Origin of the sequence: Pseudomonas sp. B26(2017), from assembly GCF_002113045.1 — a bacterium.
Lineage (GTDB): Bacteria > Pseudomonadota > Gammaproteobacteria > Pseudomonadales > Pseudomonadaceae > Aquipseudomonas.
Genome location: NZ_NEJJ01000003.1, coordinates 116,477 through 132,751 on the forward strand (window position 1 = coordinate 116,477; position 16,275 = coordinate 132,751).

Here is a 16,275-nt window from a genome sequence, read left to right on the forward strand (position 1 = left end):
TACAACGCAATAGTCTATGAGTAGGCTGCCGGTACGAGGCATGAACGCATCGATCGGCCGGGAAGATTTGCCCCACCTGCCGCATGGGATTATTGAGGAGCTCGCATGACCAAACAAAACGCCTTTACTCGGGAAGACCTGCTGCGCTGCAGTCGCGGTGAGCTGTTCGGCCCAGGTAACGCGCAACTGCCCGCCCCGAACATGCTGATGGTGGATCGCATCACCCTGATCAGCGAAGAAGGCGGCAAGTACGGCAAAGGTGAATTGGTCGCCGAGCTGGATATCCACCCTGACCTGTGGTTCTTCGCGTGCCACTTCGAAGGCGATCCGGTGATGCCGGGCTGCCTGGGTCTGGACGCCATGTGGCAACTGGTCGGTTTCTTCCTGGGCTGGCAAGGCCTGCCGGGCCGTGGCCGTGCGCTGGGTTCGGGCGAAGTGAAATTCTTCGGCCAGGTCCTGCCGACCGCCAAGAAAGTTACTTACAACATTCATATCAAGCGCGTCCTCAAGGGCAAGCTGAACCTGGCCATTGCCGACGGTTCGGTGACTGTCGACGGTCGCGAAATCTACACCGCCGAAGGCCTTCGCGTCGGCGTGTTCACCTCCACTGACAACTTCTAAGGGTTATTCGCATGCGCCGCGTCGTTATCACTGGTCTGGGCATCGTTTCTTGCCTGGGCAATGACAAAGAGACCGTCTCCGCTAACCTGCGTGCAAGCCGCCCTGGCATCCGGTTCAACCCGGAATACGCCGAAATGGGTCTGCGTAGCCAGGTTTCCGGCTCCATCGACCTCAACCTTGAAGAGCTGATCGATCGCAAGATCTATCGCTTCGTCGGCCACGCAGCGGCTTACGCCTATCTGGCCATGAAAGACGCCATCGCCGACTCCGGTCTGACCGAAGAGCAGGTGTCCAACCCGCGTACCGGCCTGATCGCAGGTTCCGGCGGCGCGTCGACCCTGAACCAGATGGAAGCGCTGGACATCCTGCGCGAGAAAGGCGTCAAGCGCGTCGGCCCATACCGTGTAACGCGGACCATGAGCAGCACCGTTTCGGCTTGCCTGGCCACGCCATTCAAGATCAAGGGCCTGAACTACTCCATCGCCTCTGCCTGCGCCACCAGTGCTCACTGCATCGGTACCGCCATGGAACAGATCCAGATGGGCAAGCAGGACATCGTGTTCGCCGGTGGCGGTGAAGAAGAGCACTGGAGCCAGTCGTTCCTGTTCGACGCAATGGGCGCTCTGTCCAGCAAGCGTAACGACACTCCGGAAAAAGCCTCCCGCGCCTACGACGCCGACCGTGACGGTTTCGTCATCGCCGGCGGTGGCGGCATGGTCGTGGTTGAAGAGCTGGAACACGCTCTGGCCCGTGGCGCGAAGATCTACGCGGAAATCGTTGGCTACGGCGCGACGTCCGACGGCTACGACATGGTGGCTCCGAGCGGCGAAGGCGCCATCCGCTGCATGCAGCAGGCGCTGTCCACCGTCGACACCCCGATCGACTACCTGAACACCCACGGTACTTCGACTCCGGTCGGCGACATCGCGGAAATGAAAGGTGTGCGTGAAGTGTTCGGCGACAAGGCCCCGGCCATCAGCTCCACCAAGAGCCTGTCGGGTCACTCCCTGGGCGCCGCCGGCGTTCACGAAGCGATCTACTGCATGCTGATGATGGAAGGCAACTTCATCGCCGGTTCCGCCAACATCGACGAACTGGACCCTGAAGTGGCCGATCTGCCGGTGCTGACCAAGACCCGCGAGAACGCCACCATCAACACCGTGATGAGCAACAGCTTCGGCTTCGGTGGCACCAACGCCACCCTCGTGCTGAAGCGCTGGGAAGGCAAGTAATTCCCTCTCGCTGAGCCGCACACGAAAACGCCCCGACTGGTTCGGGGCGTTTTTTTTCGGCTGGAGAAAGGCATTTTCAGCGGCGCCAAGATGAAACGTTTGTCATGCAACTTACCGCCCTGCGACTGAATGTCGCGGTTTATGCGGGCTCCAGCGCTGTTGCAGATTTCGCAAAAATAGATTGCACAAATCAGGCGTTTACTTAGCAGGCTAACAAATTTTATAAAAGAGCCCTGCACACGCCTTGTTGCAGATAACAGAGATTGGAGCTAGCAGATGACTGTAAAAGTAACTGAACGCGACGATTCACACATGTCCCATGAAGGCGTAGCTGCCGGCGTACGGATCTGGGATGTGCACCAACAAGACTTGCTGGTCGGCATGTTCCACAACGAGATCGACGCCCACAACTACAAGGCCGAACTGGAACTGCAAGAACGCCAGCGGGATCTGAAATCCGCCTGAATCAAAACCACAGCATTGAAAACGACAAACCCCGCGATGAGCGGGGTTTGTCGTTGCTGGGTGCTTCAAGGGCGCTTCGCAGCCCGGTGAAACCCGCTTACCACATCAGATCATCCGGGATCACATAAGCCGCGTACGGATCGTCCTCGGTATTGACCTCTTCGACCTTCTCGTTGAGCTGCACGATGCGCTGTGGATCGCGCTCCTGAATCTTCAGGGCCGCCTCACGAGGAATCACTTCGTAGCCGCCGGCATGGTGCACGATCGCCAGCGAACCGCTGCTGAGCTTGTTGCGCATCAGCGTGTTGACGGAGATGCGCTTGACCTTCTTGTCGTCGACGAAGTTGTAGTAATCCTCAGTGGTCAGCTTCGGCAGACGCGAGACTTCGATCAACTGCTTGATCTGCGCCGCACGGGCCTTGGCTTCAGCCTTCTCCTGCTGCTGACGGTTCAGCTCCTGGTCGCGCTTGACCTTCTCGGCCATGGCTTCCTGGGCAGCACGCTGCTGGGAGTCGTCCAGCTCGATCTGACCTTTGTGGGCCAGGCGCTGTTGCTTCTGTTTTTCCTTGCTGACCTGCTTGGCCTGCTTTTGGTTGACCAGTCCTGCCTTGAGCAACTGGTCGCGAAGGGAAAGGCTCATTGATGCTTACTCACTTGGGCAACGGCTCAGCCGCAGCTGGGCAAATTCTTTTCCTGACGTTTGGCTTCGCCCCACAGGGCGTCCAACTCTTCGAGGGTGCAATCTTCCATGGGTCGGTGGGTGTCGCGCAATGCCTGTTCGATAAAACGGAAACGTCGCTCGAACTTGGCGTTGGCGCCACGCAATGCGGTTTCCGGATCGACCTTCAGATGCCGGGCCAGATTGACCACGGAAAACAGCAGGTCGCCGATCTCGTCGGCCACCGCATGCGGGTCATTTTCGGACATGGCTTCGAGCACTTCATCAAGCTCTTCACGGACCTTGTCCAGCACCGGCAACGCATCCGGCCAGTCGAAACCGACCTGCCCTGCGCGCTTTTGCAACTTGGCCGAGCGGGACAACGCCGGCAACGCGGCCGGCACATCGTCGAGCAGTGACAGTTGCTGCGGCTCGGCGGATTTCTCGGCGCGCTCTTCGGCCTTGATCTCCTCCCAGCGCTGCTTGACCTGCTCTTCGCTCAGACGTGGCACATCCAGAGGCGCATACAGGTCACCGGTGGGGAATACGTGCGGGTGACGACGAATCAACTTGCGGGTGATGCTGTCGACCACGCCGGCGAATTCGAACCGCCCCTCTTCCCGCGCCAGCTGGCTGTAATACACCACCTGAAACAGCAGATCGCCCAACTCGCCCTGCAAGTGGTCGAAGTCGCCGCGCTCGATGGCGTCAGCGACTTCGTAGGCCTCTTCAAGGGTGTGCGGGACGATGGTCGCGTAAGTCTGCTTGATGTCCCACGGGCAACCGTACTGCGGATCCCGCAGCCGGTTCATCAGGTGCAACAGGTCTTCAAGGCTGTAGATCGGTTTCATGGAGTCCGGTTACGCCGCGTTTCGATGATGTTCGGCAACTGGGAAATCCGCCCCAGCAGCCGTCCCAGCGCGTCCAGACCCGGAATCTCGATGGTCAGGGACATCAGCGCGGTGTTGTCTTCCTTGTTCGAGCGGGTGTTGACCGCCAGCACGTTGATCCGCTCGTTGAGCAGCACCTGCGAAACGTCACGCAGCAGACCGGAACGGTCGTAGGCGCGGATGACGATGTCCACCGGATAGGTGAGCACCGGCACCGGCCCCCAGCTGACCTGGATGATCCGCTCCGGCTCGCGCCCGGCCAGTTGCAGCACCGAGGCGCAGTCCTGACGGTGAATGCTCACGCCACGGCCCTGGGTGATGTAGCCGACGATCGCATCGCCCGGCAACGGCTGGCAGCAGCCGGCCATCTGGGTCATCAGGTTGCCGACACCCTGGATCTGAATGTCGCCGCGCTTGCCCGGTTTGTAGCCGGTGGCCTTGCGTGGAATCAGTTCCAGCTGTTCGTTGCCGCGTTCCGGCTCGACCAGTTGCTGTGCCAGATTGACCAGTTGCGCCAGACGCAGGTCGCCGGCCCCGAGGGCGGCGAACATGTCTTCGGCGGTTTTCATGTTGGCCTTGTCGGCCAGCTTGTCGAAATCCACCGCCGGCAGGCCAAGGCGATTGAGCTCGCGCTCGAGCAGGGTCTTGCCCGCCGCGACGTTCTGATCGCGCGCCTGCAACTTGAACCAGTGCACGATCTTCGCCCGCGCCCGGGACGTGGTGACGTAGCCGAGGTTCGGGTTCAGCCAGTCACGGCTCGGGGTGCCGTGCTTGCTGGTGATGATCTCGACCTGCTCGCCGGTCTGCAGGCTGTAGTTGAGCGGCACGATGCGCCCGTTGATCTTCGCGCCACGGCAGTTGTGACCGATTTCGGTGTGCACGCGGTAGGCGAAGTCCAGCGGCGTCGCGCCTTTCGGCAGGTCGATGGCGTGACCGTCGGGGGTGAAGATGTAGACCCGATCCGGCTCGATATCGACCCGCAACTGTTCGGCCAGACCACCGATGTCGCCCAGCTCTTCGTGCCACTCGAGGACCTGACGCAGCCAGGAGATTTTCTCTTCGTAATGGTTCGAGCCGGACTTGACGTCGGTGCCCTTGTAGCGCCAGTGCGCGCAGACGCCGAGTTCGGCCTCTTCGTGCATCGAATGGGTCCGGATCTGGACTTCCAGCACCTTGCCTTCCGGGCCGATCACCGCCGTGTGCAGCGAGCGGTAGCCGTTTTCTTTCGGGTTGGCGATGTAGTCGTCGAACTCTTTCGGGATGTGCCGCCACAGGGTGTGGACGATGCCGAGCGCGGTGTAGCAGTCGCGCATTTCCGGCACCAGCACGCGGACCGCACGCACGTCGTAGATCTGGCTGAATTCCAGACCCTTGCGCTGCATTTTGCGCCAGATCGAATAGATGTGTTTCGCCCGGCCGCTGATGTCGGCTTCGACGCCGGTGGCCTGCAATTCGTCCTTGAGCTGGGTCATCACGTCAGAGATGAAACGCTCACGATCCAGCCGCCGTTCGTGCAGCAGCTTGGCGATCTGTTTGTATTGATCGGGTTCCAGGTAACGGAAGGACAAGTCCTCCAGTTCCCATTTGATATGACCGATGCCGAGTCGATGCGCGAGCGGCGCATAGATGTCGAACACTTCCCGGGCGACCCGGTTACGTTTTTCGTCGTCGGCGGTTTTCACCGCGCGGATCGCGCAGGTACGTTCGGCGAGCTTGATCAGCGCGACGCGCACGTCGTCGACCATCGCCACCAGCATCTTGCGCAGGTTTTCCACCTGACCCTGGGTGCCCATCACCATCGACTGGCGCGGGCTGAGACTGGCGCTGATTGCGGCCATCCGCTGCACGCCGTCGATCAGCTTGGCGACCACCGGGCCGAAGCGCTGGCTGACCGCCGACAGCTCGATCTGGCCTTCGCGCACGCCACGGTAAAGCACCGCCGCGACCAGCGAATCCTGATCAAGCTTGAGGTCGGCGAGAATTTCCGCGATCTCAAGGCCCGTGCTGAAACTGCCGCTGCCTTCGGCCCAGAGATTCTTCGCCGCATTGGACTGTTGCTCGGCCTGGCGAGCGTACTCGCAGGCCTCTTTCAAGGCTTCGCGATCCAGTGCCAGATCGACACTGACCGCATGATCGAGCCAAGCCTCGAGATTGATACTGCCGTCAGTGTTGATCGGCTGGTGTGCTCTCACCTGTACCATCTTGCTTTACCTTCCCTACGACGCAGATTCAATGCGTCAAATCACTGACCTTCAATGCCCGTTCGCGCTCGCGGGGCCAATACGAGCGCTACGGACGACCAGTCGGATCAGACGAGCCATCCTGGCTCGCTTCAAATAACGCCATGGCCTCGACATGCGCCGTCTGAGGAAACATATCGAGAATCCCGGCACGTTTTAACCGGTAGCCCTGCTTGATCAATTCGATCGTATCGCGCGCCAGAGTTGCAGGGTTGCACGACACGTACACCAGTCGTTTGGCGCCCAGGGTCGCCAGCTTGCGCACCACCTCGAAAGCACCGTCGCGCGGTGGGTCCAAGAGTACCGCAGAAAAGCCGTTTCCGATCCACTGAGCATCGGTCAAAGGCTGGGATAAATCGGCCTGAAAAAACTTTGTGTTATGCAAATTGTTGCTAGCGGCATTTGCCGCCGCGCGATCGACCATCGTCTGCACGCCTTCGACCGCCACCACTTCACGCGCGGCTTTTGCCAGCGGCAAAGCGAAGTTGCCCAAACCGCAAAACAGATCGAGCACGCGCTCATCGCCTGTCGGTTTCAACCAGTCCAGCGCTTGGGCGACCATGCTCTCGTTGACACCGGCATTGACCTGAATGAAATCCCCCGGCCGGTAGGCCAGTTGCAGGTCCCATTGCTCCAGGCGATAGCCGAGCGACTGGGCCTCATCCACCGGCTGCGGTTCGCCTTCGCCATGCAGCCAGAGTTGCGCTTCGTGGAATGCGCAGAAATCCTTGAGGATCGTCAGGTCGGCGTCGGACAGCGGCGCCATGTGACGCAGCAGAACGGCCAGTGACGAGCCACTGAACAATTCGACATGCCCCAGCGCCTGAGGTTTGCTCAGGCGACGAAGCATCTCCGGCAAGCGGATCATGATCGGCTGCAAGGGCTGTACCAGCACCGGGCATTCGCTGATCGCGACAATGTCCTGGCTGCCGGCGGCACGGAAACCGACTTCAAGCTTTTTGGCCTTGCTGTCCCAGCGCACGGCGATCCGGGCACGGCGGCGGTAGCCAAATTCGGGACCGGTCAACGGCGCCGCCCACTCCTCCGGTTCGGCACCGGCGACTCGCGACAACTGCTCGGCGAGCATGCGCTGTTTGAGGGCAAGCTGTTCGTTATGGGGCAGATGCTGGACGCTGCAACCGCCGCAGCGTCCGGCGTGCTGGCAAGGTGCAGGACGACGCAATTCACTGGCGCTGAACACGCGTTCGGTGCGCGCCTCGACCACTTTGCCGTGGGCGCCGAGCACCCGCGCTTCGACCTCTTCACCGGCGAGGGCGCCGAGGACGAACCAGGTTTTGCCTTCGAAAAACGCGATGCCGCGACCGTCATTGGCCAGGCGCTCGATGCTCAGGCGCTGCTTTTTGCCGGTCGGGATTTGCGGGGCCTTGCTGCCGCCGGTGGGCTGAAAGCGCAGGCCTCTCTCATGCCTGGCCATCAGTTGGGCGCGTCGAAAATGCCGGTCGACAGGTAACGGTCGCCACGGTCGCAGATGATCGCGACGATCACCGCGTTTTCAACTTCCCTGGACAGGCGCAACATCGCTGCTACCGCACCGCCCGAGGACACGCCACAGAAAATGCCTTCTTCGCGGGCCAGACGACGGGTGACGTCCTCGGCTTCGCTTTGCGCCATGTCGACGATACGGTCGACGCGCTCGGCCTGATAGATCTTCGGCAGGTATTCCTGCGGCCAGCGGCGGATGCCGGGAATGGCCGAGCCTTCCATTGGTTGCAGGCCGACGATCTGTACGTTGTCGTTCTGCTCCTTGAGGTAGCGCGACACGCCCATGATGGTGCCGGTGGTGCCCATGGAGCTGACGAAATGGGTGATGGAGCCCTGGGTCTGACGCCAGATTTCCGGGCCGGTGGTGGTGTAGTGCGCTTCAGGATTGTCGCCGTTGGCGAACTGATCCAGCACCTTGCCACGGCCTTCGGCTTCCATCCGCTGGGCGAGATCGCGAGCGCCTTCCATGCCCTCTTCCTGGCTGACCAGAATCAGCTGCGCGCCGTAAGCGGTCATCGCCGCTTTACGTTCGGCACTGGAGTTGTCCGGCATGATCAGGATCATCTTGTAACCCTTGATCGCAGCGGCCATCGCCAGGGCGATCCCGGTGTTGCCCGAGGTCGCTTCGATCAGCGTATCGCCTTCATGGATCTGCCCGCGCAACTCGGCACGGGTGATCATCGACAGCGCCGGACGATCCTTGACCGAACCCGCCGGGTTGTTCCCTTCGAGCTTGAGCAAAAGGGTGTTGCTGGTGACACCGGGCAGGCGCTGCAAACGCACCAGCGGCGTGTTGCCGACGCAATCGGCGATGGTTGGGTACTGCAAGGTCATGGCGTTTTTCGCAATCCGGACAGCGGGGGCGCCTATCATACCGGCAAACCTGCGCGTGCCATATCACGCAAAGTGTGGTGCTTATGGTTTCTTGGAATAAGCATTAAAAGTCTCGCCAGTGGTGAGACTTTCCTGTGCCGCTCACACAATCGGCGGGCGGGCCATGTCCATGGTGGGAGCTGGCTTGCCAGCAACGATGTCGGGACTGACAGCACTGTCATCCGCCATCAGCCGCAGATTCAAGCGTAATCCCGACGGGCCGTTCTCGGCCCACAGGGTTCCGCCCTGGCGTTGCACCGCGTTCCTCGCGATGCTCAGTCCCAGACCAAACCCGTCGTCCCCCGGCCGCGAGCCGTCGAGTCGGATGAACGGCGAGAAGATTCGCTCAAGATCAGCTTCGGCCACGCCGCCGCCCTCGTCCTCCAGCCACAGGTGCCAGTAATCGCCATCCCGCCGGCCGTCGAGCCGCACGATGCCGCCGGGTGGCGAATGGCGAATCGCATTGCGCAGAATGTTTTCAAGAGCCTGGGCCAGGCTGTTGAGATTGCCGCGCACCCAGCAGCAAGCGTCAACGCCGCACTGCAACTGCCCCACTGGCCAGCAGCTTTCGTAGCAGGCATTTTCCGTGAGCATTTCCCACAGCGCCTGAATCTGGATCGCTTCGTCCGGCAGCGGCGCGCGCTCGGTGTCGAGCCAGGCCAATTGCAGGGTGTCCTCGACCAGACGCTGCATCACGTCGACTTCGCGACCGATGCGCTCGCGCAACGGTTGCAGCTGCTGCTCGCTTTCGCTGGCGACGCGCAGCCGGCTCAGGGGGGTACGCAGTTCGTGGGACAGGTCGCGCAGCAGTTGCTGTTGCAGAGCCACGGTGGATTGCAGGCGTTCGGACATCGAGTCGAAGGCGCGGGCCAGTTCACCGAGTTCATCGGGGCGCTGGGTGATACCGCTCGACAGCCGCACATTCAGTTGATCGGCGCGCCACGCCTTGGCCTGCTCGCGCAGATTGTTCAGCGGCACCACCAGCAGGCGATACAGGCCGACGCACAGCAGCAGGGTAAACAGGCCGGGAATCACGCCGTTGGTCATGACCCGCCAGAACACCCGGTATTTCCCCGGCAGGAATCGCTCGGGCAACTCGATCACCAGGCTGCCGGCAGTCGGATCCGATGGGAACGGAACCCGCAGCCACGGTCGGCCCTTTTTATGAATCGGCCAGTCAAGGCCTCGCAGGAAGGTCAGGCGCTGGAGTTCTTGAGCGCTCAACGGCTGGCTGCCCAGCGACTGCAGATTGCTGCCGATCACGCCGACCCAACCGGCTTCGCGCAGCTGCATGCCTTGCAGCCAGCTATCGATGCCATCGCGCTCGCCCTGCTGCCACGCGCGCTCGGCCTCGGCGGCATAACCGCTCAGGGTGCGACGGGCGTCGTCGGAGAGGAACTGATTGCGCTGCTCCATGTACCAGCCCCAGGACCAGCTCAGCCAGATCATCAGCAGACAGAACGCCACCAGCAGGCAGGCGAGTTTCCAGAACAGCGAGTGCCGGCCCGGCAGGTCAGACACTTTCATCGACGGCACTCAGGACGTAACCCTTGCCCCACACCGTGCGCACTTCCCGCTCGGTGTAACCGACCGATTTGAGTTTGCGGCGGATCTGGCTGATGTGCATGTCGAGGCTGCGGTCGTGGGCTGCGTAACCGCGCTGAAGAACGTGCTGGTAAAGGAAGGCCTTGCTCAGCACTTCCTCGTCGTTGCGGTCGAGGGTTTCCAGCAGGCGGTATTCGCTGCGGGTCAGTCCGGCGGGCTGATCGAGATAGAACACCTCGCACTGTTCATCGTCGAAACGCAGCCCGCCGACCGGCACCACCGGAGCGATGGCCGCCGGGCGACGGTCGAGGGCGACCCGGCGCAGGATCGCTTCGATCCGCACATGCAGCTCGGCCATGCTGAAGGGTTTGGGCAGATAGTCGTCGGCACCGAGGCGGAATCCGCTGATGCGGTCGGCTTCGGCACCGAGGGCTGACATCAGCAGCACCGGGGTGGAATGGCTCTGGCGCAGCTGGGTCAGGACATTCAATCCGTCGAGCCCCGGCAACAGAATATCCATCAACACCACATCGAACGGCTGACGCCGGGCGATGCTCAGGCCTTCGCTGCCGTTCTGGCACCAGGTGACCTGAAAGCCACTGCGGCCCAGATGCTCATGGACATAGGCACCGAGAACGGGATCGTCTTCGATGGAAAGAATGCGGGGCTGGCCAATAGAGACAGGAGTCATGACTATCTGCAAATAATTCTCAGTTGGGCGATTATTCAAGATTGCCCGGCGCCCGGCAACCCAAGCTTGACCTGTCGGACAGATGACCACTGCTTGAGCGAAGGACGGCGACATCATTTTTCCCAAGATTGCCCGCAAGCAAATCGCTACACTGCGCCGATACCGCGTGCCGGACGCACGTGTGAGTCAACGATCAGCGGGATGCAGGAGAAAGGCGTGCTCAAGAAACTGGGAATCAAAGGTCGCGTATTGTTGCTGACCCTGTTGCCGACCAGCCTGATGGCACTGGTGCTGGGCGGGTATTTCACCTGGACGCAGCAGTCCGACCTGCAGACCCAACTGATGCAGCGCGGCGAAATGATCGCCGAGCAACTGGCGCCGCTGGTGGCACCGGCCATGGGCCACGGCGATGCCGAACTGCTCGAGCGCATCGCCACCCAGTCCCTCGAACAACCGGACGTGCGCGCCGTGACCTTCCTCGCGCCCGACCGCTCTCCCCTCGCCCACGCCGGCCCGACCATGCTCAACCAGGCGCCGAGCGGCGACAGCGCGCACTTGCTGCGACGCAGCGGCAACGACGCCACCCGCTATCTGCTGCCGGTCTTCGGCAAACACCGCAACCTCGCCGGCGAGCTGATCCCGGAAGAGTCCGACCGACTGCTCGGCTGGGTCGAACTGGAGCTGTCGCACAACGGCATGTTGCTGCGCGGCTATCGAAGCCTGTTCGCCAGCCTGCTGCTGATCGGCGCGGGTCTGGCCGGCACCGCGTTACTGGCTTTGCGCATGGGCCGCACGATCAACCGCCCGCTGAGCCAGATCAAACAGGCCGTTGCGCAGCTCAAGGACGGTCACCTGGAAACCCGCCTGCCGCCGCTGGGCAGTCAGGAACTGGATGAACTGGCGTCCGGCATCAACCGCATGGCCGGCACCTTGCAAAACGCTCGCGAAGAATTGCAGCACAGCGTCGATCAGGCCACCGAAGACGTACGCCAGAACCTGGAAACCATCGAGATCCAGAACATCGAGCTGGACCTGGCGCGCAAGGAAGCACTGGAAGCGAGCCGGATCAAATCCGAATTCCTCGCCAACATGAGCCACGAGATCCGCACGCCGCTCAACGGCATTCTCGGTTTCACCCACCTGTTGCAGAAAAGCGAGCTGACCCCGCGCCAGCTCGACTATCTGGGCACCATCGAAAAGTCCGCCGACAGCCTGCTGGGGATCATCAACGAGATCCTCGATTTCTCGAAGATCGAGGCCGGCAAACTGGTGCTCGACCATATCCCGTTCAACCTGCGCGACCTGCTGCAGGACACCCTGACCATCCTCGCCCCTGCGGCCCACGCCAAGCAGCTGGAACTGGTGAGTCTGGTGTACCGCGACACGCCGTTGTCGCTGGTCGGCGATCCGCTGCGCCTCAAGCAGATCCTGACCAACCTTGTGAGCAACGCGATCAAGTTCACCCGCGAAGGCACCATCGTCGCCCGTGCCATGCTCGAAGAAGAAAACGACGACAGCGTGCAACTGCGCATCAGTATTCAGGACACCGGCATCGGTCTGTCGAGCCAGGACGTACGCGCACTGTTTCAGGCCTTCAGCCAGGCCGACAACTCCCTGTCGCGCCAACCTGGCGGCACCGGTCTGGGGCTGGTGATTTCCAAACGTCTGATCGAGCAAATGGGCGGCGAAATCGGCGTCGACAGCACGCCGGGCGAAGGCTCGGAGTTCTGGATCAGCCTGAACCTGCCCAAGACCCGCGACGACGCCGAAGACCTGCCCGTCGCGCCATTGCTCGGGCGTCGGGTGGCGGTACTGGAAAACCATGAACTGGCGCGTCAGGCCTTGCAGCATCAACTGGAGGATTGCGGCCTCGACGTCACGCCATTCAATACGCTGGAAAGCCTGACCAATGGCGTCACCGGTGCCCATCAGACCGATCAGTCCATCGATCTGGCAGTGCTCGGCATCACCAGCAACGACATGCCGCCGGAACGCCTCAACCAGCACATCTGGGACCTTGAACACCTCGGTTGTCGAGTGCTGGTGTTGTGCCCGACCACCGAACTGACGCTGTATCACCTTTCGGTGCCCAACCCTCACAGCCAGCTGCAGTCGAAACCGGCCTGCACCCGCAAACTGCGCCGGGCGTTGTCGGACATGGTCAACCCGCGCCAGCCGCGCAGCGAACCGGGCGAACCGTTGTCGAGCCGTGCGCCGAAAGTGCTGTGCGTCGACGACAACCCGGCCAACCTGTTGCTGGTGCAGACACTGCTCGAAGACATGGGTGCCAAGGTGCTGGCCGTGGAAAGCGGTTACGCCGCAGTCAAGGCGGTGCAGAACGAAACCTTCGATCTGGTGCTGATGGACGTGCAGATGCCCGGCATGGACGGACGCCAGAGCACCGAGACGATTCGCCAGTGGGAAAGCGAGCGGCACTGCACGCCGCTGCCGATCGTTGCCCTCACCGCCCACGCCATGGCCAATGAAAAACGTGCGCTGCTGCAAAGCGGCATGGACGACTACCTGACCAAGCCGATCAGCGAGCGGCAACTGGCGCAGGTCGTGCTGAAGTGGACCGGCCTGGCATTGCGTAATCAGGCGCCGGACCGTGGTGGCGAGAGTCTGCTGGGTAATCAGGAACTGCCGATTCTCGATCACGAAGAAGGTCTGCGTCTGGCTGCCGGCAAGGCCGATCTGGCAGCGGACATGCTGGCAATGCTGCTGGCCTCACTCGAGGCCGACCGCGAAGCCATCCGCACCGCCCGCGACAATCAGGATCAGAACGGCCTGCTTGAACGGGTGCACCGCCTGCATGGCGCCACCCGTTACTGCGGCGTGCCGCAATTGCGCGCCGCCTGCCAGCGCAGCGAAACCCTGCTCAAGCAGCAGGACCCCAAGGCCTCGACCGCGCTGGACGAGCTGGAACGGGCGATCAATCGTCTGGCGGCCCAGGCGAAGATCAGCGCCTGATCCACGGCAATGCCGGTCAACGCCGACGCGGCTAAAGTTGTCGCGGGTGATTTGCGCCCGCGTCGATGCTCCAGGAGGATTTAATGCGCACGATCGTTTTCAGCAGCCAGACCTATGACCGCGACAGCTTCCTCGCCGCCGACTGCCCGGCCGGGATCGAACTGCACTTTCAGCCGGCGCGGCTCAGTGTCGACACGGCGGCGCTGGCCGAACATCACGAGGTGGTCTGCGCGTTTATCAACGATGACCTGAGTGCGCCGGTGCTGGAACGCCTGGCTGCCGGCGGCACACGCCTGATCGCCTTGCGCTCGGCCGGCTACAACCATGTGGACCTGGCCGTCGCCAAACGCCTCGGGCTGGCCGTCGTGCGCGTGCCGGCCTACTCGCCCCACGCGGTAGCCGAGCATGCGGTGGCATTGATCCTCGCCCTCAACCGGCGCCTGCATCGCGCCTACAACCGCACCCGTGAAGGTGACTTCAGCCTGCACGGGCTCACCGGTTTCGATCTGGTGGGCAAAACGGTCGGCATCGTCGGCACCGGACAGATCGGCGCGACCTTCGCGAAGATCATGCACGGCTTCGGCTGCGAATTGCTGGCCTACGATCCTTATCCGAATCCTGCCGTCGAAGCGTTGGGCGCCCGTTACCTGAGCCTGCCGGACCTGCTGGCGCAGTCGCGGATCATCAGCCTGCACTGCCCGCTCAACGAACAGAGCAAACACCTGATCAACCGCGATTCGCTGGCGCATATGCAACCGGGGGCGATGTTGATCAACACCGGGCGCGGCGGTCTGGTGGACACGCCGGCGCTGATCGACGCCTTGAAGGACGGCCAACTCGGTTATCTGGGACTGGATGTGTACGAAGAGGAAGCGCAGCTGTTTTTCGAGGACCGTTCCGACCTGCCGCTACAGGACGACGTGTTGGCGCGGCTACTGACGTTCCCCAATGTGATCGTCACCGCACATCAGGCGTTTTTGACCCATGAGGCGCTGAGCGCGATTGCCGCGACAACTCTGCACAACATCGCGACCTGGGCGGCGGGTACGCCGCTGAACCAGGTCGAAGGCTGAGCGATCGGACTCAGACCGGAGGCGGCGTCGGGGTAATCGCCACGCACAGGATCAACAGCGCCATCCAGCCGAATCCCAGTAAACGTTGTTTGAGGGAGTGCCCGCTGCGCAGCAGGAACCAGACAAACACCAGCGGCATCAGGAACGCCATGATCTTCAACCAGCCTTCCACCGGGCGCGAACCGTCCGGGTTCAGCTCCGGCTCGACCGGCTGCGAACGACGGCGGCGGCCTGCAGCGGCCGGCATTATCTTCGGCCGCTCGGGGGCCGGTGGCGGAACGTAGGCCTCGGGCACCGCCTTGTTGCGCGGCAGGCTGCCAAAGGAAATCGTCGACTTGCCCTTTTCGGCGTGAGGAGCCTGCGCCTCTGCCTGCGGAGCCCCGCAATGAATGCACGCCGTGGCTTCGGAGCTGATGCTCCGCTTGCATTCATAACATTCGATCAGCGCCATGTTCCGTTCCTTGAAAATGAAGGCGGCAGTTTGCCACGACTGCGGTGTCGATTTGAACCGGATCGAAGGTCGCACGCGCGCATCATTCTGCAATCAAGCCCGTGCTAGCATGTCGCGCATATTTGGAGGACCCATGGTCGAACACGATTTTCGCTACACCCTGATGAACCCGCAACACACCCTCACCGAATGCCGCGCCCTGGTTCCGGGCCGTTATCAGGTCACCGGCAATGGTGGCTCGATTCGCATCGGCGACGTGCTGGTCGTGACCCTCAAAGGCAGCAAGGACTTGTCCATGCGCCTGACCGTCGACACCGTCCGCCACCTGATCAATCCGCCAGGCCAATGGACTGCCATGACCTCCGGCCCGGTGTTCGGTGAGCTGGCGATCCACACCTGGCAGGTCAACTGCGACAGCTGCGCCAAGGAATTGAGCTTCGAATTCGCCGTGGACGCCAGGTTGGGCAAGCCTGCGGAAAAACCGGCCGCCACCGCACGCATCGCGGAACTGGGCTGGAAAACCGTCGGCGACAAGCACCTGTGCCCGAACTGCCAGGAGCCAGCGTGATGAAACACCTGGCCCTGACCGCCGCTGTCGGCGCCGGCCTGATGGGTTGCGCCGCGGAGCCTGTGCAACTGCAACAGAACCGCAGCTACATTCTTGAATGGATCGGCGAGCGTCCGCTGATGGACTACAGCCACCTGACCGTGACCCTCGGCGATGATGGTCGGGCGTATGGCAATGGCGGCTGCAACCATTGGTTCGCGCCGTACACCCTGGAAGGCGACAAGCTGAGCTTCGGCAAGATCGGCAAGACCCGCAAACTCTGCGCACCGGCGCTGATGGAGCAGGAGCAGCGCTTCCTCCAGGCGCTGGAGCACGTGGAGCGCTGGGACATTTCGCCGATCGAGCAGATGCGCTTCTGGCCGGCTGAAGGCAAGCCGTTGCGCTGGTGGCTGGAAGAAGGCTGATCCTTCGACCATTCCCACGCGCAGCATTTGATCGTTCCCACGCTCTGCGTGGTAACGCCGCCCCGGATGCTCCGCGTCCGCTGTGACGCAG

At 62.2% G+C, this 16,275-nt stretch carries 15 protein-coding genes; 7 read left to right on the forward strand and 8 right to left on the reverse strand.

The genetic code is table 11. From position 1 onward, the window contains the following. Positions 1-105: 105 nt before the first annotated feature. The 3 genes from fabA to CAF79_RS05810 all read left to right on the forward strand — a co-directional run bounded on the left by fabA (position 106) and on the right by CAF79_RS05810 (position 2,318). Positions 106-621, forward strand: coding sequence for a 3-hydroxyacyl-[acyl-carrier-protein] dehydratase FabA (fabA, locus tag CAF79_RS05800; protein ID WP_085697038.1), 516 nt, complete (start codon positions 106-108; stop codon positions 619-621). A gap of 11 nt (positions 622-632) precedes the next feature. Further along, positions 633-1,853: a beta-ketoacyl-ACP synthase I gene (gene fabB, locus CAF79_RS05805; protein ID WP_085697039.1), complete on the forward strand. Its 1,221-nt coding sequence runs from the start codon at positions 633-635 to the stop codon at positions 1,851-1,853. 276 nt (positions 1,854-2,129) lie between these two features. Then, positions 2,130-2,318, forward strand: coding sequence for a hypothetical protein (locus tag CAF79_RS05810; protein WP_007957795.1), 189 nt, complete (start codon positions 2,130-2,132; stop codon positions 2,316-2,318). Between the two features lie 97 nt (positions 2,319-2,415). Here the strand turns inward: CAF79_RS05810 and CAF79_RS05815 are convergent, their stop codons facing one another. The 7 genes from CAF79_RS05815 to CAF79_RS05845 form a co-directional block, all read right to left on the reverse strand. Next, positions 2,416-2,958 carry a DUF2058 domain-containing protein gene (locus CAF79_RS05815; protein ID WP_085697040.1) on the reverse strand — a complete coding sequence of 181 codons (543 nt, stop codon included), beginning with the start codon at positions 2,956-2,958 and terminating at the stop codon, positions 2,416-2,418. Between the two features lie 26 nt (positions 2,959-2,984). Next, positions 2,985-3,818, reverse strand: a complete 834-nt coding sequence (mazG, locus tag CAF79_RS05820) for a nucleoside triphosphate pyrophosphohydrolase (protein WP_085697231.1) — start codon at positions 3,816-3,818, stop codon at positions 2,985-2,987. Between the two features lie 5 nt (positions 3,819-3,823). Continuing rightward, positions 3,824-6,067, reverse strand: coding sequence for a GTP diphosphokinase (relA, locus tag CAF79_RS05825; RefSeq protein ID WP_085697041.1), 2,244 nt, complete (start codon positions 6,065-6,067; stop codon positions 3,824-3,826). Positions 6,068-6,155: 88 nt separating this feature from the next. Beyond that, positions 6,156-7,541, reverse strand: coding sequence for a 23S rRNA (uracil(1939)-C(5))-methyltransferase RlmD (gene rlmD, locus CAF79_RS05830; protein WP_085697042.1), 1,386 nt, complete (start codon positions 7,539-7,541; stop codon positions 6,156-6,158). Continuing rightward, positions 7,541-8,443, reverse strand: coding sequence for a cysteine synthase CysM (gene cysM / locus CAF79_RS05835; RefSeq protein WP_085697043.1), 903 nt, complete (start codon positions 8,441-8,443; stop codon positions 7,541-7,543). The genes rlmD and cysM overlap by 1 nt, the downstream gene beginning before the upstream one ends. Positions 8,444-8,584: 141 nt before the next feature. Further along, positions 8,585-10,009 carry a sensor histidine kinase gene (locus tag CAF79_RS05840; RefSeq protein ID WP_085697044.1) on the reverse strand — a complete coding sequence of 475 codons (1,425 nt, stop codon included), beginning with the start codon at positions 10,007-10,009 and terminating at the stop codon, positions 8,585-8,587. Further along, positions 9,996-10,718 carry a response regulator transcription factor gene (locus CAF79_RS05845; RefSeq protein ID WP_085697045.1) on the reverse strand — a complete coding sequence of 241 codons (723 nt, stop codon included), beginning with the start codon at positions 10,716-10,718 and terminating at the stop codon, positions 9,996-9,998. The genes CAF79_RS05840 and CAF79_RS05845 overlap by 14 nt, the downstream gene beginning before the upstream one ends. A 216-nt stretch (positions 10,719-10,934) precedes the next feature. On the opposite strand from CAF79_RS05845, the gene CAF79_RS05850 reads away from it, so the two are divergent. Together CAF79_RS05850 and CAF79_RS05855 are read left to right on the forward strand one after the other, a co-directional pair. Further along, positions 10,935-13,688 (forward strand): response regulator, encoded by a 2,754-nt coding sequence (locus tag CAF79_RS05850; protein WP_085697232.1) that lies wholly within the window; start codon positions 10,935-10,937, stop codon positions 13,686-13,688. Between the two features lie 83 nt (positions 13,689-13,771). After that, positions 13,772-14,761, forward strand: coding sequence for a 2-hydroxyacid dehydrogenase (locus CAF79_RS05855; protein WP_085697046.1), 990 nt, complete (start codon positions 13,772-13,774; stop codon positions 14,759-14,761). Positions 14,762-14,771: 10 nt separating this feature from the next. Here the strand turns inward: CAF79_RS05855 and CAF79_RS05860 are convergent, their stop codons facing one another. Continuing rightward, positions 14,772-15,212: a hypothetical protein gene (locus CAF79_RS05860; RefSeq protein WP_085697047.1), complete on the reverse strand. Its 441-nt coding sequence runs from the start codon at positions 15,210-15,212 to the stop codon at positions 14,772-14,774. A 133-nt stretch (positions 15,213-15,345) separates the two neighbouring features. On the opposite strand from CAF79_RS05860, the gene CAF79_RS05865 reads away from it, so the two are divergent. Further along, positions 15,346-15,780: a hypothetical protein gene (locus tag CAF79_RS05865; RefSeq protein WP_085697048.1), complete on the forward strand. Its 435-nt coding sequence runs from the start codon at positions 15,346-15,348 to the stop codon at positions 15,778-15,780. Beyond that, entirely contained in the window at positions 15,780-16,184 is a 405-nt protein-coding gene (locus CAF79_RS05870; protein WP_007957769.1) for an META domain-containing protein, read from the forward strand. Before CAF79_RS05865 ends, CAF79_RS05870 begins: the two co-directional genes overlap by 1 nt. The last annotated feature ends 91 nt before the right edge of the window (positions 16,185-16,275 follow it).